Genomic DNA, 24618 nt, shown 5'->3' on the forward strand with positions numbered 1-24618 from the left:
GCGCCCATCAATGGCGATCAGCGTCTTCGACCTCTTCAAGATCGGCATCGGACCGTCCAGCTCCCACACGGGCGGCCCGATGGCCGCCGCGCACAAGTTCGCCCGCGGGCTGCACGACGACGGCCTGCTCCCCCGCGTGGCCCGCGTCGAGGTCATCCTGTACGGCTCGCTCGGCCTGACCGGCAAGGGCCACGGCAGCGACAAGGCGGTGCTGCTCGGCCTGTCCGGTGAGAAGCCGGAGCTGGTCGACGTCGACTCCGTCGACGCCCGCCTGGCCGAGATGCGCGCCTCGGGCACGGTCAACCTCTACGGCGAGCACGAGATCCCCTTCGTCGTGGGCCAGGACCTCGTCTTCGAGCGCAAGATCTCCCTGCCCGAGCACCCCAACGGCATGCGCTTCACCGCCCGTGACGAGCAGGGCGAGACCGTGCGCGAGAAGGTCTACTTCTCCGTCGGCGGCGGCTTCGTCGTGGACGAGAAGGCCACCGGCGCCGACCGCATCAAGCCCGACGACACCGTCCTGCCCTACCCGTTCGCCTCGGGCGACGAGCTGCTCAAGCACTGCTCGAACACCGGCCTGTCGATCTCCGCCCTGATGCTGGAGAACGAGAAGGCGTTCGGGCGCACCGAGGAGGAGATCCGCGCGGGCATCCTCAACCTGTGGCGCGTGATGTCGGAGTGCGTGCGGCGCGGCATCTCCAAGGAGGGCGTGCTGCCCGGCGGGCTGAAGGTCAAGCGCCGGGCCAACCAGCTCCACCGGCGGCTGCAGGCCGAGTCGGCCGAGAAGGACCCGCTGCAGGCGATGGACTGGGTGGCGCTGTTCGCCCTGGCCGTCAACGAGGAGAACGCCGCCGGCGGCCGCATCGTCACCGCCCCCACCAACGGCGCCGCGGGCATCATCCCGGCCGTGCTGACGTACTACACCAGGTTCGTCCCGCGCGCCGACGACGACGGCGTGGTGCGCTTCCTGCTCACGGCGGCCGCGATCGGCGTGCTGTTCAAGGAGAACGCCTCGATCTCCGGCGCCGAGGTCGGCTGCCAGGGCGAGGTGGGCTCGGCCTGCTCGATGGCCTCGGCCGGGCTGACCGAGGTCATGGGCGGCACCCCCGAGCAGGTGGAGAACGCCGCCGAGATCGGCATCGAGCACAATCTGGGGCTGACCTGCGACCCGATCGGCGGCCTGGTGCAGATCCCGTGCATCGAGCGCAACGCGGTGGCCTCCAACAAGGCCATCACGGCCGCCAGGATCGCCCTACGCGGCGACGGCCGCCACTACGTGGCGCTGGACAAGGCCATCAAGACCATGCGCGACACCGGCCGCGACATGCTCGACAAGTACAAGGAGACCTCCCGCGGCGGCCTGGCCGTCAACGTCATCGAGTGCTGACCCTCCTCCGAGTGGTACCGTAGAGTTGTACCACTCGGAGGAGGCGCTCATGTCCATCACCGCCAGCGAAGCTCGCCGTCGCCTGTTCCCGCTCATCGAAGAAGTCAACGACGACCGCACCGCTGTGGAGATCGTGTCCAAGAGCGGCAGCGCCTACCTGGTGGCCGCAGAGGAGTACGAAGCACTGCAGGAGACGGCCTATCTGCTACGTGCCCCGGCCAACGCCCGCCGGCTGATCGAGTCCTATCAGGAAGCGATCCAAGGGCGTCATGAGCGGCACGAACTGCTGGGCGACGAGGCTGCTCAGTGAAGGTGGCGTTCACCAGCCAGGGCTGGGAGGACTACGTCCACTGGCAGACGGCCGACCGGCAGGTACTCAAGCGCATCAACCGGCTTGTCGAGGATGTCCTGCGCGATCCTTACGAGGGCATCGGCAAGCCCGAGCCCCTCAAGTACGCGTTGGCAGGCGCCTGGTCCCGGCGCATCACCGACGAGCATCGCCTGGTGTACCTGGTCGTACACGACGAGATCGTCGTCCTGCAGGCTCGCTACCACTACGAGTAGAGACGCGGCGGCCCGCCCGGCCCCTCCGCGCAGGAGGGGCCGGGCGGGCCGGGTGTCAGGCGGACGAGCGGCAGATGACCGTGGTGGTGTGGCTGTTCACGCAGATCAGGCCGACCGCGGGGCTGAGCGCGTGGGCCAGCAGGCCGGGCAGGTGATCCCCGACGCATTGCATCTGGCCGTCTTCCCCGATCCTGCAGGGGATCAGCGGAAAGCCGTCGCCCGTCTCCGCGTGGGCGGCGGGTGCGGTCAGGGCGAGAGCGAGGGTTGCGGCGGCGAACGCGCCGATGATGCGGTGAATGACGACCTCCCGATCGGATTCGACGGCGAAGGCGCCGAGTCGCGCCTTCTTCCTTCAGCTACGAGCAGCCGGTTGACTGGTCAGCGGCGCTCGGCCGGTTGGCGGCGGACGTGGACGCGGACGACCGCAGGCGTCTCGTCGTCGCGCACCTCACGGCGGATGCGGCCGACGATGTCCTGGTCGAGCTTGGTCACCACCGCGCCGACGTCCGCGTCGGAGGGGCAGGTCAGGGCGACGCGCAGGCCGTTGTCGGCGACCCGTACGCCCGCCCGGCCCAGGCCGTCCACGCCCTTGAGGCCCACGCACAGCATGGCCGTGCCGGTGCCGCTGGCCGCGCCCCGGCGGCCCCAGCCCAGGCTCAGCAGCAGCCAGCGCACGGCGAGCATGGCCAGGATCAGCATGGCGAAGGCCAGCAGCCACAACGTCCAGGGGTCCGCGGCCATCGTGCGGGCGATCTCGGCGGGCAGCACCTTGGCGTTGCGCGGCAGGTCGAAGAGCAGGCCCTGGCCGCGCAGCCAGCCGTAGCCGCCCGCGCCGAGCAGGGCGAGGCCGACCAGGGCCAGACCGACGCGGTTGCCCGTGTACTGCCGCATCACACGCCCTTCCTGCGCAGCCGGACGACGACCTCGCCGGTGCCGAGCGTGCCGACGCCGGCCAGCCGGTCGCCGACCGCCGTGCCGACCTGCCGGAGCATCGCGCCCGAGCTCTCCGGCCCGGTCACGACGGTGACCTCGATGGTGCGCCGGCGCAGCCGTACCCGGGCGCGGTCCACGCCGTTCACCTTCTGGGCGGCCGCGCGCAGGGTGCGGCGCAGCCCGGCGCGGGTGATGCCGATGACGATCAGCGGGTCGGACGTCTCGACCGGGACCGTCCTGGACCGTCCCGGCACGAGCGCGAGCAGCAGCATCAGCAGCCCGGCCCCGGCGGTGAGCAGCGCGGCCGAGGAGACCTGCGGCCACGTCCGCGCGCCGGCCAGCTCGATCGCCTCGTTCACCGGGACCCAGCCCAGCGGCTTGCCGAGCAGCGACGTCACCACCTCGGCGGTCGTCGCGCCGAGCACGGCGGCCAGGACGAGCGCGACGAGGGCGCCGGGCAGCGCACGCGCCGGTCTGAGCGCCCTTCTCGCCCTGCGCAGCCCGGTGTGGTGCTGGGCGGTGATGGCTGCGGGCACCATCTGCTGAAGCGTGGTCATCACAACGACAGACGTACATGGATCCGGAGGGGCCGCGACCGCGCCCTCGCCGCCCGTTTGCCCGATCATTACGGCCGCACCAAGGAAAGTGAACCTCTCCCGGCTCCAGGAATGAATATGAACCCCACTCATATTCATTCACCCGATATGCCGTTACCCTGCTGACATGGATGACCGCCGGCGCTACGACCGCGCCACCGCCGCGCTCGAACCGCCCTTCGCGATCCTCGACCTGGCGGCCATGCGGGCCAACGCGGCCGACCTGGTACGCCGCGCCGCCGGCAAGCCGATCCGGGTGGCGAGCAAGTCCGTGCGCAGCCGCGCGGTCCTCGAACGCATCCTGGCCATGGACGGCTTCCGCGGCATCATGGCCTTCACCCTCCCCGAGGCCCTGTGGCTGGCCGGTCAGGGCTTCACCGACATCCTGGTCGCCTACCCCACGGCCGACCGGCACGCGCTCGCCGCCCTGGCCGCCGACCCGCGGGCCGCCGCCGAGATCGCGATCACCGTCGACTCCCGCGAGCAGCTGGACTTCGTCGAGAAGGCCGTGTCAGGCGTGCATCCCAGGGCCGAGCTGCGGCTCTCCCTCGACCTGGACGCCGGCTACGTCACCCTCGGCGGCAAGTTCCGGGCCGGCGCACTCCGCTCCCCCGTGCGCGAGCCCCATGAGGCCGCCGACCTGGCCACGGCCATCGCCAAGCGTCCGGGGCTGCGCCTGGTGGGGCTCATGGCCTACGAGGCGCAGATCGCCGGGGTCGGCGACGACCCGCCGGGCAACGCCGCCTTCGCCCGGGTCGTCCGGGTCATGCAGGCGCGCTCGGCCCGCGAGCTGGTCGTCCGCCGCGGCCGCGTCGTGAACGCCGTGCGCCAGGTCGCCGACCTGGAGTTCGTCAACGGCGGCGGCACCGGCTCGATCGAGACGACCGTCAGGGAGAAGGCGATCACGGAGGTCGCCGCCGGATCGGGCTTCTTCCACCCGCGGCTGTTCGACTTCTACCGGCGTTTCACCGGGCGTCCGGCGGCCCTGTTCGCGCTGCCGGTCGTCCGTCGTCCCGGGCCGGACACGGTGACGGTGCTGGGCGGCGGCTACCTGGCCTCCGGCCCTCCCGGGCCGAGCCGGCTGCCGCAGCCGTACCTGCCCGCCGGCCTGCGGTACGCGCAGGACGAGGGCGCGGGCGAGGTGCAGACCCCGCTGCTGGGCCAGGCGGCCCAGGAGCTGCGGGTCGGTGACCGGGTGTGGTTCAGGCACGCCAAGGCGGGCGAGATGTGCGAGCGCTTCGACACCCTGCACCTCGTGGACGGCGACACCCTGACCGAGTCGGTGCCGACGTACCGGGGCGAGGGCAGGACGTTCCTCTGACCCAGGCCCCGGCACGCGCTCAGCGCCGGCGGCGCCTGCGCCGGAACAGCACGATCGCGGCGCCGACGACCAGCACCGCGCCGACGCCGATGAGCACCGGCGCCAGGTTGGGCTGCTCGTCCTCCCACACCCCTTCGGGCTTGTCGCCGTAGTCGACCGGGCGGGCGGTCACCCCGAGGGCGTCCCCCACGGACGCCACGAAGTGGCCCGCCCGGCTCCTGACATCGGCGACCGTACGCTCGGCGACCCGCTTGGGGCTCACCCGGTCGGCGATGGCGTCGACCGTCTGCGCCAACTCCGCGCGCGTGCGCGCGATCCGCCGCTCCAACTCGTCGGGATCGGTGTCAGCCATGGCTCTCCTTTCGACCGTACGCGTGGTCGCGCCCGCTACGTAGTCCGTCGCGAGCTCCGTCCGTTCTGGTCGTGATCAGTCTGTCAGGTCGGCGTGCCGTACGGCACAGCGGCCGGGCCGGTAGGTTTGCCGGAGGAACTCAGGAGGGCCCATGACAGAGACCAAGCTCGCGCCCGGCGACGCCGCGCCCGAGTTCACGCTACCCACCGCCGACGGCGGCACCGTCGCCCTCGACAGCCTTCGCGGCAAGAGGGTGATCCTCTATTTCTACCCCGCCGCCATGACGCCCGGCTGCACCAAACAGGCCTGCGACTTCCGCGACAACCTCGGCCAGCTGACCGATGAGGGTTTCGTCGTCCTCGGCGTGTCGAAGGACAAGCCGGAGAAGCTGGCCAAGTTCGTCGCCCGCGACGCCCTGACCTTCCCCTTGTTGTCGGACCCGGAGCTCGCCGTCCACCAGGCGTACGGCGCGTACGGCCCGAAGAAGCTCTACGGCAAGGAGATGATCGGCGTGATCCGCTCGACGTTCGTCATCGACGCCGACGGCAAGATCGAGCAGGCGCTCTACAACGTGAAGGCCACCGGCCACGTGGCCTCGCTCAAGAAGAAGCTCGGCCTGGCCTGACCCCGGCTCGCGGGCCCGCCGACAGGGGGCCCGCGGTCGTCGCGGAAGGCTGCCCGGCCACGGCCGGAGCGCTAAGCTGTTCCCAGCCCGCCTCGGCGGGATCGCGGGCGTGGCGAAATGGCATACGCGGCAGGTTTAGGTCCTGTTGGTGGAGACACTGTGGGGGTTCGAGTCCCCCCCGCCCGCACACGCAGCGGCTGCGAGGGTCGCGCCGTCCGGGAGGCCGGGTCGCGCGGTGCTTCCTCTTCACCGCGCGACCCGCGTCTCGATCATGATCCGCCATCACGATCTCCCTTTACTCGCCCGCGAGGGGCGCTCCCATGTACCACCATGCCTGGTCCCTTGTAAGACCCATGTAAGACCTGGGTCGTACGCGGACTTCCCCCTCTAGGCGGACAAATCCCCGGCGTGGCTTACATATCGTGATGATGTGTTCGGCAGGGTACGGGCGTGGTCGAGGCGCCACGGCGGGCTGGTGAGCGTCCTGCGGGTCGCCCCCCTCGCCGTCTTCAGCTTGCTTCTGGCGATCCCCTACGCCTCGCTCACCCCGGCGGGGGGCAGCCGGTACCTGGGCGTGGCGGGCTACGTCGCGCTCTCGGTGCTGCTGATAGCGCCGCTGCTGTGGCGGCGCAGGCCGCTGGCGGCGTACGCGGTGATCTCGCTGGCCTCCTTCGGGCAGTGGCTGGCCCACGTCGACCCGCTGCCCGCCAACCTCGCGGTCATGGTGGCGCTGTGGACGGTCGCCTCCGAGTGCGCGTTCCGGTGGGCGCTGGCCGCCGGGCTGGTGGCCGAGCTGGGGGTGTTCCTGGCACTGGTGAACTGGTCCGTCGCCACCTTCGGCATGTTCTTCAGCGGCTCGATCTTCGTCGTCACCATCTGGCTCGCCGGCCTGTACGCCAACACCCGCCGGCGCTACCTCGAAGGGCTGGAGGAACGCGCCGAGCGGGCCGAGCGCGAACGCGACCAGCAGGCCAGGATGGCCGCGGCGGCCGAGCGCGCCAGGATCGCCAGGGAGCTGCACGACGTGGTGGCGCACAATGTCAGTGTGATGGTGGTGCAGGCCGACGGCGCGGGCTTCGCCCTCGACAGCGACCCAGAGCAGGCCCGGCTGGCCGTACGGAACATCTCCAAGACCGGGCGGGCGGCCCTGGCCGAGATGCGCCGGATGGTCGGCGTGCTGCGCGAGAACGAGGACGACGGCACCGACTACACCCCGCAGCCCGGCCTGGGCCAGCTCGAAGAGCTGGTACGCGGCGCCGGCGTGCCCGCCAGCCTGCGCATCGGCGGCGTGCCGGGCGACCTTCCCGAAGGGCAGCAGCTCGCCGTCTACCGCATCGTCCAGGAGGCGCTGACGAACGCGCTCAAGCACGGCGGCCCGCACGTCCAGGCGCGGGTCGAGATCGACTACGGCGGGCCCGAGCTGGTCGTCCGGGTGACCGACGACGGCCGGGGCGCCGCCGCGCCGCGCAGCCCGGACGGGCACGGCCTGATCGGCATGCGCGAACGCGTCGGCATGTACGGCGGCGCGGTCTCGGCCGGTCCCCTGACCGGCGGCGGCTTCGAGGTGCTGGCCCGCCTCCCGGCGGCCAGGGCGGCATGATGATCAGGGTGATGCTGGTCGACGACCAGGAGCTGCTGCGGGCCGGGTTCAAGATGGTGCTCGGCGCCCAGCCCGACATCGACGTGGTGGCCGAGGCCGCCGACGGCGTCACGGCCCTGGAGCTGCTGGACCGCGTCGAGGTGGACGTCGTGCTCATGGACGTCCGCATGCCGCGCATGGACGGCGTCGAGGCGACCAGGCACATCGACGGGCCGAAGGTGCTGATCCTGACCACGTTCGACCTCGACGAGTACGCCCTGGCCGCGATCAAGGCGGGCGCGGCCGGGTTCCTGCTGAAGGACGTGCCGCCCGCCGACCTGGTCAACGCCATCAGGCAGGTGCACGCGGGCGACGCCGTGGTCGCGCCGCGCACGCTGCGCCGCATGCTGGACCGCTTCGCCGCCCAGTTGCCGGTGGAGGAGCTGCCGGCGGCGACCGAGCTGACCCCGCGCGAGCGGGAGGTGCTGCTCATGGTGGCCCGCGGCCTGTCGAACATGGAGATCGCGGGCCGCCTGGAGGTCGCCGAGGCCACGGTGAAGACGCATCTCGGCCGGGTGCTGGCCAAGCTGGGGCTGCGGGACCGGGCCCAGGTGGTCGTGTACGCGTACGAGGCGGGGCTCGTCGTGCCCTCGCATCGGCCGAAAGGCTGACGGGGGTCGTCTGAGGTCCTACACGAAGTCCCTCCTCAGGCCCCACAATTCCTGAAATTTCCACTCCTAACGTTGGTCGCGACGAGAAATTGCGACAAGGAGTGAAAGTGACCCTCACCGAGTCCTGGCGCGCGGCACCGCCCGCGGTGGTGGCCAAGGCACTGACCAAGGTGTACGGCCAGGGCGACGCCCAGGTCCACGCCCTTCGCGGCGTGGACGTGGCCTTCGCCACCGGCGCCTTCACGGCGATCATGGGCCCGTCCGGCTCCGGGAAGTCGACGCTCATGCACTGCCTGGCCGGCCTGGACACCGCCACCTCGGGCACGGTGCACATCGGCGACGTCGAGCTGACCGGTCTGGCCGACCGGCAGCTCACGCTGCTGCGCCGGGAGCGGATCGGCTTCATCTTCCAGGCGTTCAACCTGCTGCCCACGCTCACCGCCGAGCAGAACATCAGGCTGCCCCTGGACATCGCCGCCCGGCAGGCGGACGAGGAGCTGTTCGCCCGGGTCATCGACACCGTCGGGCTGCGGAACCGGCTCGGGCACCGGCCGACCGAGCTGTCCGGCGGCCAGCAGCAGCGCGTGGCCGTGGCCAGGGCCCTGATCAGCAAGCCGCAGGTGATCTTCGCCGACGAGCCCACGGGCAACCTGGACTCGCGCAGCGGCTCGGAGATCCTGTCCTTCCTGCGCACCTCGGTCCGCGAGCTCGGCCAGACCATCGTCATGGTCACCCACGACCCGGTCGCGGCGGCCTACGCCGACCGGGTGGTGTTCCTGCGCGACGGCGAGCTGGTCACCGAGATCACCTCGCCGTCGCCGCAGGCCGTCCTGGACACGCTCGTGAAGCTGGAGGGCTGAGGTGCTGAAGACGGCGCTGGCCGGGCTGCGCGCGCACAAGCTCAGGCTGCTGCTCACCTCGCTGGCGATCACGCTGGGGGTGGGCTTCATCGCGGGCACGTTCGTGCTGAACGACACCATCCAGGCGGGCTTCTCCCAGCGCGTCACCGCCGACGCCGACAAGGTGGACGTGGCCGTCCTGCCCAAGGAGCGCGACGGCGTGCTGCCGGAGAAGGCCCTGGAACGGGTGCGCGCCCTCACCGGCGTGACCGAGGCGCAGGGCCTGATCCGCGACCCCGCGCCGCTGCTCGGCAAGGACGGCAGGGCGGTCGGCAGCAGCCCGACCACGGCCCTGTCCATCGTCCCCGGCCCGCTGGACCGCACCTCGATCGTCGCGGGCACCGGCCCGGGCACCGACGACCAGGCGGCCGTGCTGGACAAGAACACCGCGAAGTCGCAGGGCCTGCGGCTCGGCGACACGATCACCGTGCTCGACCGCAAGCAGGCCCGCCACCAGTTCCGGCTGGTCGGCCTGCTCGATCCCGGGGTGGACCAGGAGCTGTCCTTCACCGGCGCGGTCGGCTTCACCGCGGCCACCGCGCAGCGCATGACCGGCGCCAAGGGTTACCGCGAGATCGACGTCGCCGGCTCGGCCCCCGGGCTGAAGCAGGCCGTGGCCGCGGCGCTCGGCGACGCCTACGAGGTCAAGTCCGGCACGGAGCTGGCCGACGACCTGGCGGCCTCGGCCGGGCTGTCGATGCGCACGCTGACCATCGGCCTGCTGCTGTTCGGGGCGGTGGCGATGATGGTGGCCGCGCTGGTCATCTACAACACCTTCACCATCCTGGTCGCGCAGCGCACCCGGGAGATGGCGCTGCTGCGCTGCATCGGCGCGACCCGCGGGCAGGTGTTCGGCTCGATCGTGCTGGAGTCGTTCGCGGTCGGGCTGCTCGCCTCCGCGCTCGGCCTGCTCACCGGGTACGGGCTGGCCGTGCTCGCGCTGACGCTGCTGGCCGCGTTCGACGCCCCCATGCCCACGGACGCGGCGGTCGCGCTGACGCCGGCCACCATCGGGATCGGCCTGGCCGTCGGCCTGGTGGTCACCCTGTTCGCGGCCCTGCTGCCCGCGCGGGCGGCCACCCGCGTGCCGCCGGTCGCGGCGCTGCGCGCCCAGCCGGAGGAGCAGGACTTCCGCACCGGCCTGCTGCGCTCGGTGTTCGCGGGGCTGTTCCTGCTGGCCGGGGCGGGCATGACCGCGTTCGGCGTGGCGGGGCTGCCGGCGGGCGAGACGAGCACGCTGTTCGTCGTGATGGCCGGCGGCGCGCTGGTCTTCCTGGCCGTGCTGATCCTCGGGCCGGTGCTGGTCAGGCCGCTGAGCGCGGTGGTGGGCTGGATCCCGGCCAAGCTGTTCGGCGTGCCAGGACGCCTGGCGCTGGACAACTCGGCCCGCAACCCCCGGCGCGCCGCGACCACCACGGTCGCGCTCACCATCGGCGTCACGCTGATGACGCTGATCTCGGTGCTCAGCGCCTCCACCCGGCTGACCGTGTGGAACAAGCTCGACGAGCAGTTCCCCGTCGACTACATGCTGGCCGGCCAGGTGCAGGACAGCGGGGTGCCCAGGTCGGTGGCCGAGAAGCTGCGCGGCCGTCCCGAGCTGGCCTCGGTGCTGCAGATCCGCGAGACCCCGGGCAAGGTGGGCGACCGGCGCTTCGACATCGGCACCTACCACGGGACCGTCGCCCCCGAGGTGCTGTCCGGCTCGATGGCGGGCCTGTCGGCCGGGCAGGTCGCGCTGCTCGACTACGCGGCCTCCGCCCTGGGCGTCAAGGTCGGCGACACTGTCACGGTCAAGACCGAGCTGGCCGGGTCCGTGCCGCTGAAGGTCGTCGCCGTCCTCGCCGGGACGAACTCCACCCTTCCCCCGCTCACCGTCGCCGAGCGGCCGTTCGACACCTACTACGACCGGGTGCCCGACTCCCGCGTGATGATCAACATCCGCGACGGCGTCGCGACCGACCAGGCCCGTCAGGTGGTCAGGGCCGCGATCGCGGCCCATCCCACCGTCCAGATGGCCAGCTCGACCGAGGTACGCGGGCAGTTCGACGAGACCCTGGACATGCTGCTCATGATCGTGACCGGGCTGCTCGGGCTGGCGATCCTGATCTCGCTGCTCGGCATCGCCAACACCCTGTCGTTGTCGGTGCACGAACGCACCAGGGAGTCGGCGCTGCTGCGGGCGCTCGGGCTGACCCGTCCGCAGCTGCGGCGGATGCTCTCGGTCGAGGCGCTGCTGCTCGGCCTGGTCGGGGCGCTGGTCGGCGTGGTGCTCGGCGGCGTGTTCGGCTGGGCCGCGGTACGGGCGATGTTGCCCGGGGCGGTCTTCTCCGCGCCGCTCGGGCAGATCGCGCTGTTCGTGGTGCTCTCGGGGCTGGCGGGCGTGCTGGCCGCCGTGGTGCCTGCCCGGCGGGCGGCCAGGGCGTCGATCGTCGGTTCGTTGGCTACGGGGTGATCCATGGCAAAAGCGAATAAAAGCGAAAAATCAGGATAGAGGGTACGCGCAGGGGCTGCGCGGTCTCATGGGACGGGTGTCGTGGGGGACGCCGAGGCCGCGCGGCCACGCACGTGCCACCAGGTCGGACGCCCTATGGGGGCGCGGCCACGCACGTGACGACAGGTCGGGCGCCCTATGGGGGCGGCGCCCGGCCTCCCGTGCGTCACGCGGTCAGCGCGGGGTGCGGCCGGGCCACAGCTCGGCGACGGTCTCCGGATCCAGCAGAGGCCGGACGACGACCTCCCCGGACGCCTTGTCGATCACGATGCACGCCCCGCCGACCGTGTCCGGCAGGGTGGTGGGGTCGTCGGGGTCGAGCTCCCGGATCCAGGCGACGTACCCGTCGTGGAAGCCGTACAGGCCCACCGACAGCGGCTCGTCCGGCGGGCGCGTCCCGTTGACGTACTCCTCCGCCAGCGCCCTGGCCTGGTCCATGTTCATCGCGGCCGCCCCTGCCGGTCGAGGATCATGCAGAACACCCCCGTCACCGTCGCGTACGGCGGCTCGACCGACATGTGCCCACGCTGGGCGTCGATCCAGATCACCTCGCTGCCGGAGTTGACCGCGTTCCAGACGTGCGACCCGCCGCCCGGCCAGCGCACCACGATGACCGCGCTCGCGCCGTGCCCGGCCTCCAGCAGCCGCCGGGCGATCATGGGGTAGGCGTGCCGCCCCTGGCCCGCGTACTGGAACCGCCGGCCGGTCCACCGCTCGATCCGGACCGCTCCGCCCTTCTCGCCGGTGAGCAGCGGCCGGCCGATCCCGTCGTACTCGGGGAGCCGGGGGGCAGCGGTGGCGGGCTCGCCGTGCCAGGTGGACAACACGGCCAGGGCGCAGTCGGCGGCATTGGAGGCCCGGAACGGGTCGTCGGCCGGGCCGCCGCCGTTGATCAGCCGGACCCAGGTGCCGCGCGGATCGGGGAACCTGGCACCGGGCTCCAGCGCCTGCCTCAGCTCCCGTTCCACCTGCGGGTCCGGCTGTGCCAACCCGCCGGGCAGCCCGTACGGCCGGCAGTCGGCCAGCCTCGGCGGCCGCCGCTCGCCCTCGAACCAGTCGACGGCGGCACGGTTCCTCGCCCGGTCGATCCGGGCCTCCAGCGGATGCCGTCCGTCCGCGCCACGGGCCCCGTCCCTCTCCCCGAACTCCAGCCGCCGCATCCCGTTGACCGCCGCCCCGAAACCCGGCGTCAGCGCGTCCCCGGGGCTCTCCGGCCCGCCGGTCCCGCCCCCTGGGAACTCCCCCGGCTCCCCCTCGTCCGGCATGGGTGGGGCTCCGTGCGGATCGCGGGCCGCGGCCGGGTGGGCCGTCGTGCGCGATGCCCGCGCCTGCGGGAGCTCCCGGTCGTCGGACGCGTCAGGACGTCCCTCCCGGTGGCCGGACGTGCCGGCGTGCGCTTCCCCGGCGTTCGGCACGTCGGCGTTCGGCACGTCCGGGTTCGGCACTGTGGCGGCCTGCCCGCCGGTCGCCGCGCCGGTCGCCCCGCCGCCGTCGGCGCAGGTGGTCGCCTCGGCGGAACGTGGCGACGGGCCGTCCGGCACGCCCGTCGGCGCCTTCCGGTCGTCCGGCCGGCCGGGATGTGCGCTCTCCCGCTCGTCCGGGAGGGCCGTGGCGAGGCGGTTGAGGGTGTTCAGGCTGAACGTCAGGCCGTACGGCGTGTCGGTGCGGGCCGGGGCCGGGCGGGTGGCGAGGCCGGTGAGCACGTCCAGAGCGGAGACCACACCAGGGACGGAGGCTGCGGCGGGCCGGGGGTCGGGTGGGAGGGAGCAGGGGCCTGCGTACGGAGGCCGGACGGCGGCGGCTCCTCGGCGGGGGCGCGGGAGGCGGCGGGCGTTAAGGGGGTCGAGCCCTCACGGGAGGAGGGCACCTCGGTCGTGGCGGGTGCTTCGCCGGGGACGTCCTCGGCGGCACGTTCGTAGTCGAGCCACCGGACCCCCTCTCCCACCACCGGGTTGTACTGCCCCTCCGGAAGGACCCCTCGGACGCTCGACTTGCGTTCGCGGACCACGTCCTGCCTCCTGTCCTGCTTGGACGACCGATCGTAGGGCCGCCGTCGCGTCCGAGAGGGGGAAGTGGGGAAGATTATCCGTCTGGGCCAACGGCTTTACCTGCGCAAACGTCCGCGAATCAGGCCACCTGGACCGTCAGGGCCGGCCACCCGCTGGCGCCGTCGGGCGCGGGCGGCGCCTGCCGTTCGGTCTGGGTGCGACCCGCCGCGTCCGTCGCCCGCGCCTCGATCGTGTGCTCCCCGGGCGTGGCGTCCCAGTCGAGCGCCCACTGCCGCCAGGTGTCGGGCCCCGGCACGGCGGCCAGCCGCGCCTGCCGCCACTCGCCGCGATCGACCCGCACCTCGACGGCGTCCACCCCGGTGTGCTGGGCCCACGCCACCCCGGCGATGGTCGTGCGCCCGGCCTTCAGCGAGTCGCCGCTCTTCGGCACGTCGATGCGCGACTCCGTCTTGATCGGCCCCTTGGCGGCCCACCCGCGTGGCGTCCAGTACGCCTGGTCCCGGTCGAACCGGGTCACCTTCACGTCCACCACCCACTTGGTGGCCGACACGTACCCGTACAGGCCGGGCACGACCTGGCGTACGGGGAAACCGTGCTCGAACGGGAGCGCCTCGCCGTTCATGGCGATGGCGAAGAGGGCGTCGCGGCCGTCCATCACGACGTCCACGGGCGTGCCGCAGGTGAAGCCGTCGTCGGAGGTGGACAGCAGCATGTCGGCCCCCGGCTGGAGCCCGGCACGGCGCAGCAGGTCGGCCATGCGTACGCCCAGCCAGCGGGCGTTGCCTACGTACGGGCCGCCCACCTCGTTGGAGACGCAGGTCAGGGTGATGTCGGCCTCGGTGAGCGGCAGGTTCAGCAGCTCGGCGTAGGTGATCTCGACCGGTCTGTCCACCATGCCGTGGATGCGAAGCGTCCAGGTGCGCGGGTCCACCTGGGGGACGACGAGCGCCGTATCAACCCTATAGAAGTCCCGATTTTTCGTGATGAAGGGGGACAGGCCGGGGATGCGGAAGTCCGTACCGGCGGGAAGGGGCCGGGCGGGCGTCGCCGGCCTGGGCAGCGCCAGGTTCACCCGCGTCGCGTCCAGCTCCCGCTGCCCGCCGAGCTGCCGGCCCAGCACGGCCGACGCCCCCGCCACCACGATCCCGCCCGCCACACCGGTGATCAGCCGCCGCCGGTCGAAGCCGCGCTCCCCCGCCCCGGCCCGCATCACGGCAGGCCGCTCCACGGCCCCCTCGCCGCCCGCCCCCGCACCACCGACCTCGTCGGAGACCGTACCGTCACCACCGACCTCGGAGACCGGCCCCGCACCACCGACCTCGGCGACCGCGCCGTCACCGCCGCCCCCAGGCGCCGCCTCGCCACCGGCCTCAGCGGCCGGGACCCCGCCACCGGCCTCGGGGGCCGTCGCGACCGTGCCGCGACCACCGCCCGCGCGCCGGAGCAGCCACCCCAGCACCAGCCCCCCGCACAGGACCCCGACCACCGTCGGCAGCACGTCCCCCGCCCCGGCCCCCGGACGGGTGAGCACCGCGGCCGCCCCCACCACCCCGAACAGGGCCAGCCCCGCGTACCCGTACGCGAGCCGGCGCCGCGCCAGCACCCCGATGACGGCCGCGATCCCGGCGAGCACCACGAGCACGCCCCCGATGAGGACGGTCTTGTCGTTCTCCCCGAACGTGTTGATCGCGAAGTCCTTCACCGGCGCCGGTGTCAGGTCGACGGCGGTGTCCCCCACCGCCACCACCGGAAAGGTCTCAGGACCGGCGAACCCGGCGACAAGCTGCGCGATCCCCAGCGCCAGCGCACCCGCCGTGAGCCCCGCCAGGGCGCCGGCCCAGGCGGGCACCCTCTCGTTCTTCTGCACGGTACGACGTTACGTCGCCCACGGTCAGCAGGTTCTTACGCGGTGGTTACGAGCCGACGATGTCACGCACGATCGGCGCCAGCGCACGGAAGGCACGGCCCCGGTGGCTGATGGCGTCCTTCTCGTCGGGAGACAGCTCGGCGGTGGTGCGGTCGTGGCCGAGCGGCACCAGGATCGGGTCGTAGCCGAAGCCGTTGGTGCCCCGCGGGGTGGTGATCAGGTGGCCGGGCAGCGTGCCCTCCACCACCCGGTGCTCCCCGGACGGCAGCGCGAGCGCGGCGGCGCAGGCGAAGTGCGCCGACAGCTTCTCGGCGGGCACGTCGGAGAGCTGGGCGAGCAGCAGGTCGAGGTTGGCCTGGTCGTCGCCGTGGCGGCCGGACCAGCGGGCCGAGAAGACGCCGGGCATGCCGTTGAGCACGTCGACGCAGAGCCCGGAGTCGTCGGCCACGGCCGGCAGCCCGGAGCCCTTGGCGACGGCGTGCGCCTTGAGCAGCGCGTTCTCCTCGAAGGTGACGCCGGTCTCGGCGACCTCGCCGATCTCGGGGAACTCCTCGAGCCCGACGATCTCGAACCCGGCGAGGATGCGCCGCAGCTCCGCGATCTTGCCCGGGTTGCGGGTGGCGAGCACGATCTTCATGCGCTCAGCGCCTCCTGCTGGATCAGGGTGAGCTCCTCGCACCCGGCGGCGGCCAGGTCGAGCAGCTGGTCGAGGGCCGCGCGGTCGAAGGGCACACCCTCGGCGGTGCCCTGCACCTCGACGAAGGCGCCCTCGCCGGTCATCACGACGTTCATGTCGGTCTCGGCGGCGACGTCTTCGGTGTAGCACAGGTCGAGCATGGGGACCGAGCCGACGACCCCGACGGACACGGCCGCGACCGAGCCGATCAGCGGGTCTCCCGGGCACATCTTGCGCGCCTTCATCCAGGCGACGGCGTCGGCGAGGGCGACGTAAGCGCCGGTGATCGCGGCGGTCCTGGTGCCGCCGTCGGCCTGCAGCACGTCGCAGTCGAGCAGAATGGAGTTTTCGCCGAGAGCTTTGTAATCGACGCACGCGCGAAGTGATCTTCCGATCAACCGGGAAATCTCGTGCGTGCGCCCGCCGATTTTGCCGCGGACCGATTCCCGGTCATTACGGGTATTGGTCGCCCGCGGGAGCATCGCGTATTCGGCCGTGACCCAGCCCTGGCCGCTGCCCCTGCGCCAGCGCGGCACGCTGTCCTGCACCGACGCCGCGCAGAGCACCCTCGTGCCGCCGAACTCGACGAGGACCGAACCCTCGGCGTGCGCCAGCCACTGCCGGGTGATGGTGATGGGGCGTAGCTGGTCGGGGTTGCGGCCATCCTGTCGGGACATGCAGATCACCCTATCTCCGCGGCACGACACTCTTGACCAAATGTGTCCGACACATGGATCCTTACGCAATGACAACGGGGGTGTTGCGAAACCCTGACTTCCTCCGGTTCCTGACATCGCACGTAGGGAACGAACTGGGAGCGAATATCTCGCGCGTGGCCCTCCCGCTGGTGGCGGTCGTCACGCTGCACGCGCAGCCGGCCCAGGTGGCCCTGCTGTCCGCGCTGCAGACCGCCGCGTTCCTCGTGCTCGGCCTGCCCGCGGGGGTGTGGGTCGACCGGATGCGCCGGCGCCGCGTGATGGTGGTCTCCGACCTGGTCAGGTTCGTGCTGCTGGCGAGCATTCCGCTGGCGGCGCAACTGGGCGTGCTGTCGATCGGCATGATGTTCGCGGTCGCCTTCCTCGCGGGTGTGGCGCAGGTGTTCAACGACGTCGCCGACCAGACGTACCTGCCCAGCCTGGTGAGCGCGGGGCAGCTCGGCGACGGCAACTCCAAGCTGGAGGTGGTGCGCTCCGGCGGCTTCCTGGGCGGGCCTGGCCTCGGCGGCCTGCTGGTGCAGCTCGTCGGCGCGCCGTTCACGATGCTCGCCACGGCGCTGGGCTCGCTGACGTCGGCGCTGTTCCTCAGCACCATCAAGACCCCGGACAAGCCGCCGGCCGTGGGCGAGCCCGAGCCGTTGCTGCGCGGCATCGGCGTGGGGCTGCGCTACGTGTGGCGCGACCACCTGATGCGCATGTTCGCCGCGTCCTCGGTGCTGGCGAACCTGACGGTCGGCGCGGTGCTCGGCCTGTCGGTGTTGTTCCTGGCCGACGAGGTGGGGCTGGCGCCCGGCCTCATCGGCGTGCTGCTCATGTCCGGCGGGTTCGGCGGCGTGGCGGCGGGCCTGCTCGGCGCGCTGCTGGCCAGGAAGGTCGGCACGGCCAGGGTCACCTGGCTCTCCCTCACCGTGCCGGCGCCCTTCGCCCTGCTGCTGCCGATGACCCAGGCCGACTGGCGGGTGGCGTTCTTCGCCGTCACCTCGATCGCGTTGTCGTGGAGCTCGGCGCTGGGCGCGGTCGGCCAGATCACCTACCGGCAGACGACGGTCCCCGAGCGGCTGCTGGGCCGGGTCAACGCCTCGTTCCGGTCGTTGACGTGGGCCTCGGTCCCGCTGGGCGCGCTGCTCGGCGGGATCGTCGCCCAGCAGTTCGGCGTGCGGACGGCCTTATGGGTGTTCATGATCGGCCGGGTCATGTCGTTCGTGCCGCTGCTGTTCTCGCCGCTGCCCCGATTACGTGACTTCGACGACGCTCAGGCCAGGTCGTAGACCGCGCCGCTGCGGGCCAGCTCGATCGGCCCGGCGTAACCGCCCCTCGACGCGTCCTGCAGCACTCTTGCGTTGTCGTTCCACGGCACCAGGTGGGTGAGCACGAGTTTGCCCGCGTTGGCCTTGGCCGCGTGCTCGGCCGCCTGACGGCCGGTCAGGTGCAGGTCGGGCGGCAGGTCGGGCCCCTCGACGAACGACGCCTCGCACAACATGAGGTCGGCCCCCGCGGCCAGCTTGACCAGCTCCGCCGACTCCCCGGTGTCCCCCGAGTACGCCATGCACACGTCGTCGCTGGCCACCCGGAACCCGTACGCCTCGACCGGATGGTTCACCAGGCCGGCGGTGACGACGAACGGCCCCACCTCGAACGAGCCGGGCGACAGCGGCGTGAAGTCGAAGGCGGTCTCCAGCCCGGGCTCGTCCGGCATCCCGTACGCGGCCGCGAGCCGGGCCGGGGCGCCCTCGGGCGCGTAGACCGGCACGGGCGGGTACGGCGCGTCGGGCCCGTACGTACGGGCCACGTGGTAGCCGCAGACGTCGAGGCAGTGGTCGGCGTGCAGATGGGACAGGCAGATGGCGTCCACGTCGTAGAGGCCGATATGGCGCTGGAGCGCGCCGAGCGACCCGTTGCCGAGGTCGAGCAGCATCCTGAACCCCTCGGCCTCGACGAGATAGCAGGACGCGGGGCTGTCGGGGCCGGGGTAGCTGCCCGAGCATCCGACGATGGTCACCTTCATGTGGGCCTCCCGCTAAAGGTAGTACCCCCCACTGGCGCGACTTCGACCACGTCGATCTCCGGGCCCAGGAACCGCCTGCCGAGGCGGGCGAAGAGCTGGGAGTCGCCGGTGGCGCGGAAGCGGTGCCGGGGGTGGCCTCGCCTCCCGCCGCCAGTCCGCGGTCGTGCAGGATCCGGTAGACGTCCTTGGCCGTCTCGTCGGCGCTGGAGACCAGCGTGACCCCGTCGCCGACGACGTAGGAGATCGCGCCGGTGAGCAGCGGGTAGTGGGTGCAGCCGAGGATGAGCGTGTCGCAGCCGGCCGTCCTGATCGGATCGAGGTACTCGGCCAGGACGTCGATGAGCTCCTTGCTCATCGTCTCCCCGCGCTCGACGTACTCCACCAGGCGGGGCGCGGCCACTCCGGTGAGCTGCACGTCGGGGGCCGCGGTGAAGGCGTCGTGGTAGGCCAGCGACGTGATGGTGGCCTGGGTGGCGATCACGCCGACCCGGCCGGTGCGGGTGGCGCGCACCGCGCGCCTGGTGGCGGGCTGGATCACCTCGACGACCGGCACGTCGTAGCGTTCGCGGGCGTCGCGCAGCACGGCGGCGCTGGCGCTGTTGCACGCGATGACGAGCATCTTGACGTCCTGCTCGACGAGGTGGTCCATCACCTCAAGGGCGTAGGCGCGCAGCTCCGCGATGGGTTTCGGCCCGTACGGCTGGCGGGCCGTGTCGGCCACGTAGGTGATCGACTCGTGGGGGAGCTGGTCGATGATCGCGCGCGCGACCGTCAGGCCGCCCACCCCGCTGTCGAAGATCCCAATACTCTCGTCCGGCACGTTCTAGAGGGTAGGCGACCTGCTCGATCAACACCGCGTAAGAATGCTCACACCTGATGAAGGCGCGACTGTCGTGTTGCTCACATCAGCCCCTTCCGACCCTGGCGAGCTGGCGCGACTGGGCCACGAGCCGGCCGGCGGAGTCCCACACCTCGACCTCCTCGTCGAACCAGCCGTCCGAAATGAGCCGGCCGCTCCCGATCAGGGTGAGCCAGCCGGGGGCGGGCAGGGCGCGCAGGTGCCAGGTGAGCTCGACGGTGGGCGCCCAGCCGCGGGCGCCGGCGGAGAACACCACGGGCGGCAGCGCGTCCACGGCCAGGGCCAGCACGTACGGGTCGGCGTCCTGCGGCTCGGCCATCCTGAAGTAGGCCCGCGACTCCGGCCTGCCCGTCGGTTCCCCGGCCAGCCAGGCGATGGTGGGCGGGTCGAAGCGCATGTCCATCTGGGCGTTGAGGGTCATGTTGTTCTCGGGCTTGGGGTCGGGCAGCTTGACGCACTCCTCGACGGACGGCATGACGACCGAGGGCGCGTCGGTGTAGACGGGGTCGGCGCCGGCCAGGGTGGCGGTGGTGATCAGGCTCTCGATCTGCGGCACGCCGTCCTGGACGAGGGTGGCCCTGGCGAAGGCGGCCGTGCGGCCCGACTTCAGCGGCTCGACCCGGACCTGGGCGGGGCCGGCGACCGGCGATCTGAGGAACTGCGAGGTGGTGCTCACCGGGTGCTCGAACGGCGAGGCGTCCACGGCGGCGCGCAGGACCACGGCCATCAGGTAGCCGCCGTTGAGCGGGCCGCCGATGGAGTATCCGGGGTCGAGGCACACGTCATAGGTGGTCTCGTCGACCCTGATCGCCTGTGTGGCCTCGTCGAACTTGGTCATCCCGCCCTGCCTTCACCGTACGGAACTATATTCTAGTAGTCCCCCCACTTTACGCGGGGCTGCGGCGTTCGCACCACGCCGTTCCGATATCAGCGCGCCTACCTGCGGAAACACCACCCGGATGGGACAGTTCGATCATGGCAACTGTCACCGAACTCATCGGTCAGTCGGTGTGGGACTCCAACGGGATCTGGGTCGGTCACGTGGTCGACATCCGCGCCCACAGGCACAGGGGCGAGATCCAGCAGAGCCAGACGGTCTACGGGCTGGTCGTCTCGGGGCGGCGGGCGCCCGTCCTGCTCGGGCTCACCCGTGACCGTCAGGGCCGCTCCCCCTGGCTGTCCAAGACGCTGGCGCGGACGGTGTACGCCGGGTGCACGTTCGTGCCCTGGGCCTGCGTGACGGACTGGACAGGCGGCGAAGTTCACCTCGATGTGCTGAAAAAGGAGCTGAACCGGGCCTAATCCCGACTTCAGCACATTGCAAGCGGCCATCTAGCAACATCAGCTACCTTCTCTGTGGTCAAAAGTCCACATTGTGAGTTGAGTGATGTCTGCGAATAATCCCCCACCTGGCCAGGATCCTGAGCGCACCACGGCGTACCGAGGAGGCTGGGACCAGCCGCAGGAGCCGCAGCAGCAGCCGTACCAGCAGCCCTATGGTCAGCAGGCCCCTCAGCCGGGGCAGGGAGCTTCGTACGGGCAGCCGGCTTACAACCCCCAATCCGCCTACGGCCAGCAGCCCGCCTACGGCGCCCCGTACGGCGGCCAGGCGCAGCAAGGCCGGCAACAGCAGCAGCAGCAACAGACCTGGCCGCAACAGGACCAGCACGCGCAGCACCAGGGTTGGCAGCAACAGGACCCGTACGCCCAGCAGCACCAGCAGGACCCGTACGCCCAGCAGCACCAGCAGGGTTGGCAGCAGCAGGACCAGTACGCGCAGCAGGGTTGGCAGCAGCAGGGCCCCGACGGCTTCGGCCCGCCCCAGCCGGCGAAGAAGGGCGGCCGCAAGGGCTGGCTGATCGCCGGCGCGGCGGCGCTCGCGGTGGTGCTGCTCGGCGGCGGCGCGGTGTGGGCCGTGGGCGCGATCGGCGGCGGCGGCACGCAGCCGAACGAGGTCCTGCCCGCCGACGCGATCGCCTACGCCCGCCTCGACCTCGACCCGGCCGCGAACCAGAAGCTGGCGCTGTTCCAGCTCGCCAGGAAGTTCACGGTCACCAAGGGCTCCTTCACCGGCGAGGACCCCCGCCAGGCCCTGTTCAACCTGGTCAACGAGACCGGCGAGAAGAAGGTCGACTTCGCCAAGGACGTGGACCCGTGGCTGGGCAGCAGGGTCGGCTTCGCCGCCGTGCCCTCCGGCAAGTCCGAGCCCGACTTCGCGGTGGCCGTGCAGGTCAAGGACCAGGCGCAGGCCAAGGCGGGCATCGCCAAGCTCATGGACGGCGACAAGTACGGCATCGCCTTCCGCGACGACTACGCGCTGCTGTCCTCGACCCAGGCGCTGGCCGACAAGTACGCGAAGGGCGAGGCCACGCTCGCCGACAACAGCGAGTTCAACGACGACATGGGTGACGTCGGCGAGCAGGGCGTGTTGTCGTTCTGGGCGGACATGGGGGCGCTGGCCAAGCTCTCCCCCATCCCCGCCGAGCAGGCCGCGAGCATCGAGCCCATCAAGGACGCCCGGTTCGCCGGCGCGCTGCGCTTCGACAGCGCCTACGTCGAGCTGGCCGGCCTGGTCAGGGGCGCCAAGGGCGTGACCTCGGACGACCTCCAGCCCGCCGCCCTCGGCACGCTGCCCGCCGGCACCGCCGGGGCCCTGTCGATCTCCGGCCTGGACCAGATGATCACCAGCCAGTGGGCCCAGATCCAGAAGTCGGCCGCGGCCGGCGGCGGCGCCGAGGTCCGGCAGCTCCTCGACCAGGCCAAGACCAAGTTCGGCCTCGACCTGCCCGGCGACCTGGCCACGGTGCTCGGCAAGAACTTCACGGTCGCGGTGGACAGCCAGGGCTTGGACGGCGACCAGATCAAGGCGGGCGTCCGCGTGGTCACCGATCCGGCCAAGGCCCAGGCGGTGGTCGGCAAGATCGAGAAGGCGCTGGCGGCCAGTGGGCAGCCCGCTCCGCAGCTCGCCAAGGTGCCCGGTGACGGCGTCTTCACGGCGGCGACGAGCGAGGAGTACGCCAAGAAGCTGGCCGAGGAAGGCACGCTGGGCGACTCCGAGACGTTCCAGACCGCCATCCCCGACGCCGGCGAGGCGACCTTCGCGCTCTTCGTGGACCTCGACAAGGTCGAGCACCTCTACCTGCAGAGCATGGAGGGCGACGACAAGGCCAACGCGCAGGTCCTGCGGGCCGTCGGGCTGAGCGGGAAGCAGAGCGCCACCGAGGCGGACTTCTCGCTGCGGGTGTTGTTCAACTGACCATGGAAGAAGGGGGCGGCCGGACCGGCCGCCCCCTTCTTCATGTCGTCAGGCCCAGAGCTGCCCTTCCAGGCGCTCTTCCGCCTCCTCCAGGGTGCCGTCGTAGGCGCCCGTGGACAGGTATTTCCAGCCGCCGTCGGCCACCACGAAGACGACGTCGGCCCGCTCGCCCGCCTTGACGGCCTTCCCGGCCACGCCCAGCGCGGCGTGCAGCGCGGCGCCGGTCGAGACGCCCGCGAAGATGCCCTCGGCGGCCAGCAGCTCGCGGGTGCGCCGCAGCGCGTCGGCCGAGCCGACGGAGAAGCGGGTGGTCAGCACGGACTCGTCGTACAGCTCGGGGATGAAGCCCTCGTCGACGTTGCGCAGGCCGTAGACCAGCTCGCCGTAGCGCGGCTCGGCGGCGACGATCTGCACGCCGGGCACCCGTTCCCGCAGGAACCGGCCGACGCCCATGAGCGTGCCCGTCGTGCCGAGCCCGGCCACGAAGTGGGTGACCGTGGGCAGGTCGGCCAGGATCTCCGGGCCGGTGGTCTCGTAGTGGGAGCGCCAGTTGGCCGGGTTTCCGTACTGGTAGAGCATCACCCAGGACGGGTTCTCCGCGGCCAGGCCCTTGGCCACGCGGACGGCCTCGTTGGAGCCGCCCGCGGCGGGCGAGGAGATGATCTCCGCGCCCCACATGCGCAGGAGCTGGCGGCGCTCCTCGGAGGTGTTCTCCGGCATCACGCAGATCAGCCGGTAGCCCTTGAGCTTGGCCGACATCGCGAGCGAGATGCCGGTGTTGCCGCTGGTGGGCTCCAGGATCGTGCAGCCGGGCGTGAGCAGGCCGTCCTTCTCGGCCTGCTCGATCATCCACAGCGCCGGCCGGTCCTTGATCGACCCGGTCGGGTTACGGTCTTCGAGCTTGGCCCAGACGCGCACCTCGGGCGAGGGCGACAGCCGGGGCAGCCCGACGAGCGGCGTGCGCCCGACCGAGTCGATCAGCGAGTCGAACCGCATGTCACCCGCCGGCGACGGCGGGCAGCACGGTCACCGTGTCGCCGTCGGACACCGGGGTGCCGAGGCCGCCGAGGAAACGCACGTCTTCGTCGTTGAGGTAGACGTTGACGAAGCGGCGCAGGCTGCCCTGGTCGACCAGGCGGTCCTTGATGCCGGGGTGGCGCGACTCAAGGTTGCTGATCAGCTCGTCGAGGGTGGCGCCCTCGGCGTCGACGGCCTTGGCGCCGTCGGTGTAGGTGCGCAGGATGGTGGGAATGCGAACCTCGATGGCCATCGCGGTCATTCTCCTCTTATCTGGTCGTCGTCCCATCGGCGGCAACACCGATGGCTTGGTACGGATTCCAGATCAGCGACAGTCGTAGACGACGACGGCCGGGGTGTGCGCGAAGAGGTAGCTCTGCACCGGCCGGACCATCATGGGAGGAATCTTACCTCTTCCTCCTCGATCACTCCGTCGAGGATCCGGTAGGAACGGAACTCGACCTCGTTCTCGTCCCTGGTCGAGACCAGGACGTAGTGGGCCTGCGGCTCGGAGGCGTAGGACACGTCGGTGCGCGACGGGTACGCCTCGGTGGCGGTGTGGGAGTGGTAGATCACGACGGGTTCCTCGTCGCGGTCGTCCATCTCCCGCCAGACGCGCAGTTGCTCCAGTGAGTCGAACCGGTAGAAGGTGGGCGAACGCTCGGCGTTCTCCATCGGGACGAACCGCTCGGGCACGCCGTCGCGGCCCGCGATCACCCCGCACGCCTCGTCCGGATGGTCGGCCCGCGCGTGCGCGACGATCTTGTCCACCAGTTCCTGCGAGATCGTGAGCAT

General features: G+C 71.7%; 25 protein-coding genes, 1 tRNA gene and 1 pseudogene. 13 read left to right on the forward strand and 14 right to left on the reverse strand.

Going from position 1 to position 24618, the window contains the following annotated elements; genetic code table 11:
* Positions 1-10: 10 nt before the first annotated feature.
* From ACNF49_RS49055 to ACNF49_RS49065, 3 genes are read left to right on the forward strand one after another with little or no spacing between them, the layout of a single operon-like run.
* The gene (locus ACNF49_RS49055) at positions 11-1387 is read left to right on the forward strand and encodes an L-serine ammonia-lyase (protein ID WP_357995305.1); all 1377 of its coding nucleotides are present in this window, start codon (positions 11-13) and stop codon (positions 1385-1387) included.
* Positions 1388-1436: 49 nt separating this feature from the next.
* A complete protein-coding gene (locus ACNF49_RS49060; protein ID WP_357971130.1) occupies positions 1437-1697 on the forward strand; it encodes a type II toxin-antitoxin system Phd/YefM family antitoxin in 261 nt (86 codons plus the stop codon).
* Entirely contained in the window at positions 1694-1951 is a 258-nt protein-coding gene (locus tag ACNF49_RS49065) for a Txe/YoeB family addiction module toxin (RefSeq protein ID WP_357971129.1), read from the forward strand. Before ACNF49_RS49060 ends, ACNF49_RS49065 begins: the two co-directional genes overlap by 4 nt.
* A gap of 378 nt (positions 1952-2329) precedes the next feature.
* Here the strand turns inward: ACNF49_RS49065 and ACNF49_RS49070 are convergent, their stop codons facing one another.
* Complete coding sequence (locus ACNF49_RS49070) at positions 2330-2842, reverse strand: hypothetical protein (protein ID WP_357971128.1); 513 nt, start codon at positions 2840-2842, stop codon at positions 2330-2332.
* Positions 2842-3423, reverse strand: coding sequence for a DUF6286 domain-containing protein (locus tag ACNF49_RS49075; RefSeq protein ID WP_357971127.1), 582 nt, complete (start codon positions 3421-3423; stop codon positions 2842-2844). The genes ACNF49_RS49070 and ACNF49_RS49075 overlap by 1 nt, the downstream gene beginning before the upstream one ends.
* Positions 3424-3607: 184 nt before the next feature.
* Here ACNF49_RS49075 and ACNF49_RS49080 point away from each other — a divergent pair, with 184 nt between their 5' ends.
* Positions 3608-4801: an amino acid deaminase/aldolase gene (locus ACNF49_RS49080; RefSeq protein ID WP_482941977.1), complete on the forward strand. Its 1194-nt coding sequence runs from the start codon at positions 3608-3610 to the stop codon at positions 4799-4801.
* Between the two features lie 19 nt (positions 4802-4820).
* Here ACNF49_RS49080 and ACNF49_RS49085 read toward each other — a convergent pair whose 3' ends face one another.
* Positions 4821-5153 (reverse strand): DUF3618 domain-containing protein, encoded by a 333-nt coding sequence (locus tag ACNF49_RS49085; RefSeq protein WP_357971125.1) that lies wholly within the window; start codon positions 5151-5153, stop codon positions 4821-4823.
* 151 nt (positions 5154-5304) lie between these two features.
* Here ACNF49_RS49085 and bcp point away from each other — a divergent pair, with 151 nt between their 5' ends.
* The 6 genes from bcp to ACNF49_RS49115 all read left to right on the forward strand — a co-directional run bounded on the left by bcp (position 5305) and on the right by ACNF49_RS49115 (position 11379).
* Positions 5305-5778, forward strand: coding sequence for a thioredoxin-dependent thiol peroxidase (gene bcp / locus ACNF49_RS49090; protein WP_357971124.1), 474 nt, complete (start codon positions 5305-5307; stop codon positions 5776-5778).
* 103 nt (positions 5779-5881) lie between these two features.
* A tRNA-Leu gene (locus ACNF49_RS49095) sits at positions 5882-5965 on the forward strand.
* Positions 5966-6208: 243 nt separating this feature from the next.
* Positions 6209-7378, forward strand: coding sequence for a sensor histidine kinase (locus tag ACNF49_RS49100; protein WP_482941978.1), 1170 nt, complete (start codon positions 6209-6211; stop codon positions 7376-7378).
* Positions 7378-8028 (forward strand): response regulator, encoded by a 651-nt coding sequence (locus tag ACNF49_RS49105; RefSeq protein WP_357971214.1) that lies wholly within the window; start codon positions 7378-7380, stop codon positions 8026-8028. The genes ACNF49_RS49100 and ACNF49_RS49105 overlap by 1 nt, the downstream gene beginning before the upstream one ends.
* A gap of 107 nt (positions 8029-8135) precedes the next feature.
* A complete protein-coding gene (locus tag ACNF49_RS49110; protein ID WP_352350142.1) occupies positions 8136-8888 on the forward strand; it encodes an ABC transporter ATP-binding protein in 753 nt (250 codons plus the stop codon).
* Between the two features lies 1 nt (position 8889).
* Positions 8890-11379: an ABC transporter permease gene (locus tag ACNF49_RS49115; protein ID WP_357971122.1), complete on the forward strand. Its 2490-nt coding sequence runs from the start codon at positions 8890-8892 to the stop codon at positions 11377-11379.
* Positions 11380-11592: 213 nt separating this feature from the next.
* On the opposite strand, the gene ACNF49_RS49120 is transcribed toward ACNF49_RS49115, so the two are convergent.
* The 5 genes from ACNF49_RS49120 to rph all read right to left on the reverse strand — a co-directional run bounded on the left by ACNF49_RS49120 (position 11593) and on the right by rph (position 16647).
* A complete protein-coding gene (locus ACNF49_RS49120; protein WP_357971121.1) occupies positions 11593-11862 on the reverse strand; it encodes an SUKH-4 family immunity protein in 270 nt (89 codons plus the stop codon).
* Positions 11859-13139 carry a toxin glutamine deamidase domain-containing protein gene (locus ACNF49_RS49125; RefSeq protein ID WP_482941979.1) on the reverse strand — a complete coding sequence of 427 codons (1281 nt, stop codon included), beginning with the start codon at positions 13137-13139 and terminating at the stop codon, positions 11859-11861. The genes ACNF49_RS49120 and ACNF49_RS49125 overlap by 4 nt, the downstream gene beginning before the upstream one ends.
* Before the next feature lie 406 nt (positions 13140-13545).
* Entirely contained in the window at positions 13546-15294 is a 1749-nt protein-coding gene (locus tag ACNF49_RS49130; protein ID WP_482941980.1) for a molybdopterin-dependent oxidoreductase, read from the reverse strand.
* 46 nt (positions 15295-15340) lie between these two features.
* A complete protein-coding gene (gene rdgB / locus ACNF49_RS49135; RefSeq protein WP_352326185.1) occupies positions 15341-15931 on the reverse strand; it encodes an RdgB/HAM1 family non-canonical purine NTP pyrophosphatase in 591 nt (196 codons plus the stop codon).
* The gene (gene rph, locus ACNF49_RS49140; protein ID WP_357971213.1) at positions 15928-16647 is read right to left on the reverse strand and encodes a ribonuclease PH; all 720 of its coding nucleotides are present in this window, start codon (positions 16645-16647) and stop codon (positions 15928-15930) included. The genes rdgB and rph overlap by 4 nt, the downstream gene beginning before the upstream one ends.
* 68 nt (positions 16648-16715) lie before the next feature.
* On the opposite strand from rph, the gene ACNF49_RS49145 reads away from it, so the two are divergent.
* Positions 16716-17954, forward strand: a complete 1239-nt coding sequence (locus ACNF49_RS49145; protein ID WP_498703608.1) for an MFS transporter — start codon at positions 16716-16718, stop codon at positions 17952-17954.
* Here the strand turns inward: ACNF49_RS49145 and ACNF49_RS49150 are convergent.
* The 3 genes and pseudogenes from ACNF49_RS49150 to ACNF49_RS49160 form a co-directional block, all read right to left on the reverse strand.
* Positions 17939-18691, reverse strand: coding sequence for an MBL fold metallo-hydrolase (locus tag ACNF49_RS49150; RefSeq protein ID WP_357971117.1), 753 nt, complete (start codon positions 18689-18691; stop codon positions 17939-17941). The two genes, ACNF49_RS49145 and ACNF49_RS49150, sit on opposite strands and share 16 nt — an antisense overlap.
* Before the next feature lie 205 nt (positions 18692-18896).
* Positions 18897-19511, reverse strand: a pseudogene (murI, locus tag ACNF49_RS49155) (glutamate racemase); the annotation flags it as partial.
* An 85-nt stretch (positions 19512-19596) separates the two neighbouring features.
* Positions 19597-20388 carry a thioesterase family protein gene (locus ACNF49_RS49160; protein WP_482941982.1) on the reverse strand — a complete coding sequence of 264 codons (792 nt, stop codon included), beginning with the start codon at positions 20386-20388 and terminating at the stop codon, positions 19597-19599.
* Between the two features lie 137 nt (positions 20389-20525).
* Between ACNF49_RS49160 and ACNF49_RS49165 the strand changes: the two genes are divergently transcribed.
* Positions 20526-20852: a hypothetical protein gene (locus tag ACNF49_RS49165; RefSeq protein WP_357971114.1), complete on the forward strand. Its 327-nt coding sequence runs from the start codon at positions 20526-20528 to the stop codon at positions 20850-20852.
* 85 nt (positions 20853-20937) lie between these two features.
* Positions 20938-22806, forward strand: coding sequence for a DUF3352 domain-containing protein (locus ACNF49_RS49170; RefSeq protein ID WP_482941983.1), 1869 nt, complete (start codon positions 20938-20940; stop codon positions 22804-22806).
* Between the two features lie 48 nt (positions 22807-22854).
* Here the strand turns inward: ACNF49_RS49170 and ACNF49_RS49175 are convergent, their stop codons facing one another.
* The 3 genes from ACNF49_RS49175 to ACNF49_RS49185 form a co-directional block, all read right to left on the reverse strand.
* Positions 22855-23802 (reverse strand): PLP-dependent cysteine synthase family protein, encoded by a 948-nt coding sequence (locus ACNF49_RS49175; protein WP_357971112.1) that lies wholly within the window; start codon positions 23800-23802, stop codon positions 22855-22857.
* A 1-nt stretch (position 23803) separates the two neighbouring features.
* Complete coding sequence (locus ACNF49_RS49180) at positions 23804-24076, reverse strand: MoaD/ThiS family protein (RefSeq protein WP_352350116.1); 273 nt, start codon at positions 24074-24076, stop codon at positions 23804-23806.
* A gap of 140 nt (positions 24077-24216) precedes the next feature.
* Positions 24217-24618 (reverse strand): M67 family metallopeptidase, encoded by a 402-nt coding sequence (locus ACNF49_RS49185; RefSeq protein WP_357971111.1) that lies wholly within the window; start codon positions 24616-24618, stop codon positions 24217-24219.

The organism is Actinomadura sp. ATCC 39365, from assembly GCF_054392275.1.

Coding starts and splice junctions, on each gene's coding strand:
- ACNF49_RS49120 (WP_357971121.1), bottom strand. CDS start 11,862: ATGAACATGGACCAGGCCAGGGCGCTGGCGGAGGAGTACGTCAACGGG.
- ACNF49_RS49185 (WP_357971111.1), bottom strand. CDS start 24,618: ATGCTCACGATCTCGCAGGAACTGGTGGACAAGATCGTCGCGCACGCG.
- ACNF49_RS49165 (WP_357971114.1), top strand. CDS start 20,526: ATGGCAACTGTCACCGAACTCATCGGTCAGTCGGTGTGGGACTCCAAC.
- ACNF49_RS49160 (WP_482941982.1), bottom strand. CDS start 20,388: ATGACCAAGTTCGACGAGGCCACACAGGCGATCAGGGTCGACGAGACC.
- ACNF49_RS49055 (WP_357995305.1), top strand. CDS start 11: ATGGCGATCAGCGTCTTCGACCTCTTCAAGATCGGCATCGGACCGTCC.
- rph (WP_357971213.1), bottom strand. CDS start 16,647: ATGTCCCGACAGGATGGCCGCAACCCCGACCAGCTACGCCCCATCACC.
- ACNF49_RS49085 (WP_357971125.1), bottom strand. CDS start 5,153: ATGGCTGACACCGATCCCGACGAGTTGGAGCGGCGGATCGCGCGCACG.
- ACNF49_RS49075 (WP_357971127.1), bottom strand. CDS start 3,423: ATGGTGCCCGCAGCCATCACCGCCCAGCACCACACCGGGCTGCGCAGG.
- bcp (WP_357971124.1), top strand. CDS start 5,305: ATGACAGAGACCAAGCTCGCGCCCGGCGACGCCGCGCCCGAGTTCACG.
- ACNF49_RS49175 (WP_357971112.1), bottom strand. CDS start 23,802: ATGCGGTTCGACTCGCTGATCGACTCGGTCGGGCGCACGCCGCTCGTC.
- ACNF49_RS49170 (WP_482941983.1), top strand. CDS start 20,938: ATGTCTGCGAATAATCCCCCACCTGGCCAGGATCCTGAGCGCACCACG.
- rdgB (WP_352326185.1), bottom strand. CDS start 15,931: ATGAAGATCGTGCTCGCCACCCGCAACCCGGGCAAGATCGCGGAGCTG.
- ACNF49_RS49150 (WP_357971117.1), bottom strand. CDS start 18,691: ATGAAGGTGACCATCGTCGGATGCTCGGGCAGCTACCCCGGCCCCGAC.
- ACNF49_RS49070 (WP_357971128.1), bottom strand. CDS start 2,842: ATGCGGCAGTACACGGGCAACCGCGTCGGTCTGGCCCTGGTCGGCCTC.
- ACNF49_RS49145 (WP_498703608.1), top strand. CDS start 16,716: ATGACAACGGGGGTGTTGCGAAACCCTGACTTCCTCCGGTTCCTGACA.
- ACNF49_RS49180 (WP_352350116.1), bottom strand. CDS start 24,076: ATGGCCATCGAGGTTCGCATTCCCACCATCCTGCGCACCTACACCGAC.
- ACNF49_RS49060 (WP_357971130.1), top strand. CDS start 1,437: ATGTCCATCACCGCCAGCGAAGCTCGCCGTCGCCTGTTCCCGCTCATC.
- ACNF49_RS49080 (WP_482941977.1), top strand. CDS start 3,608: ATGGATGACCGCCGGCGCTACGACCGCGCCACCGCCGCGCTCGAACCG.
- ACNF49_RS49105 (WP_357971214.1), top strand. CDS start 7,378: ATGATCAGGGTGATGCTGGTCGACGACCAGGAGCTGCTGCGGGCCGGG.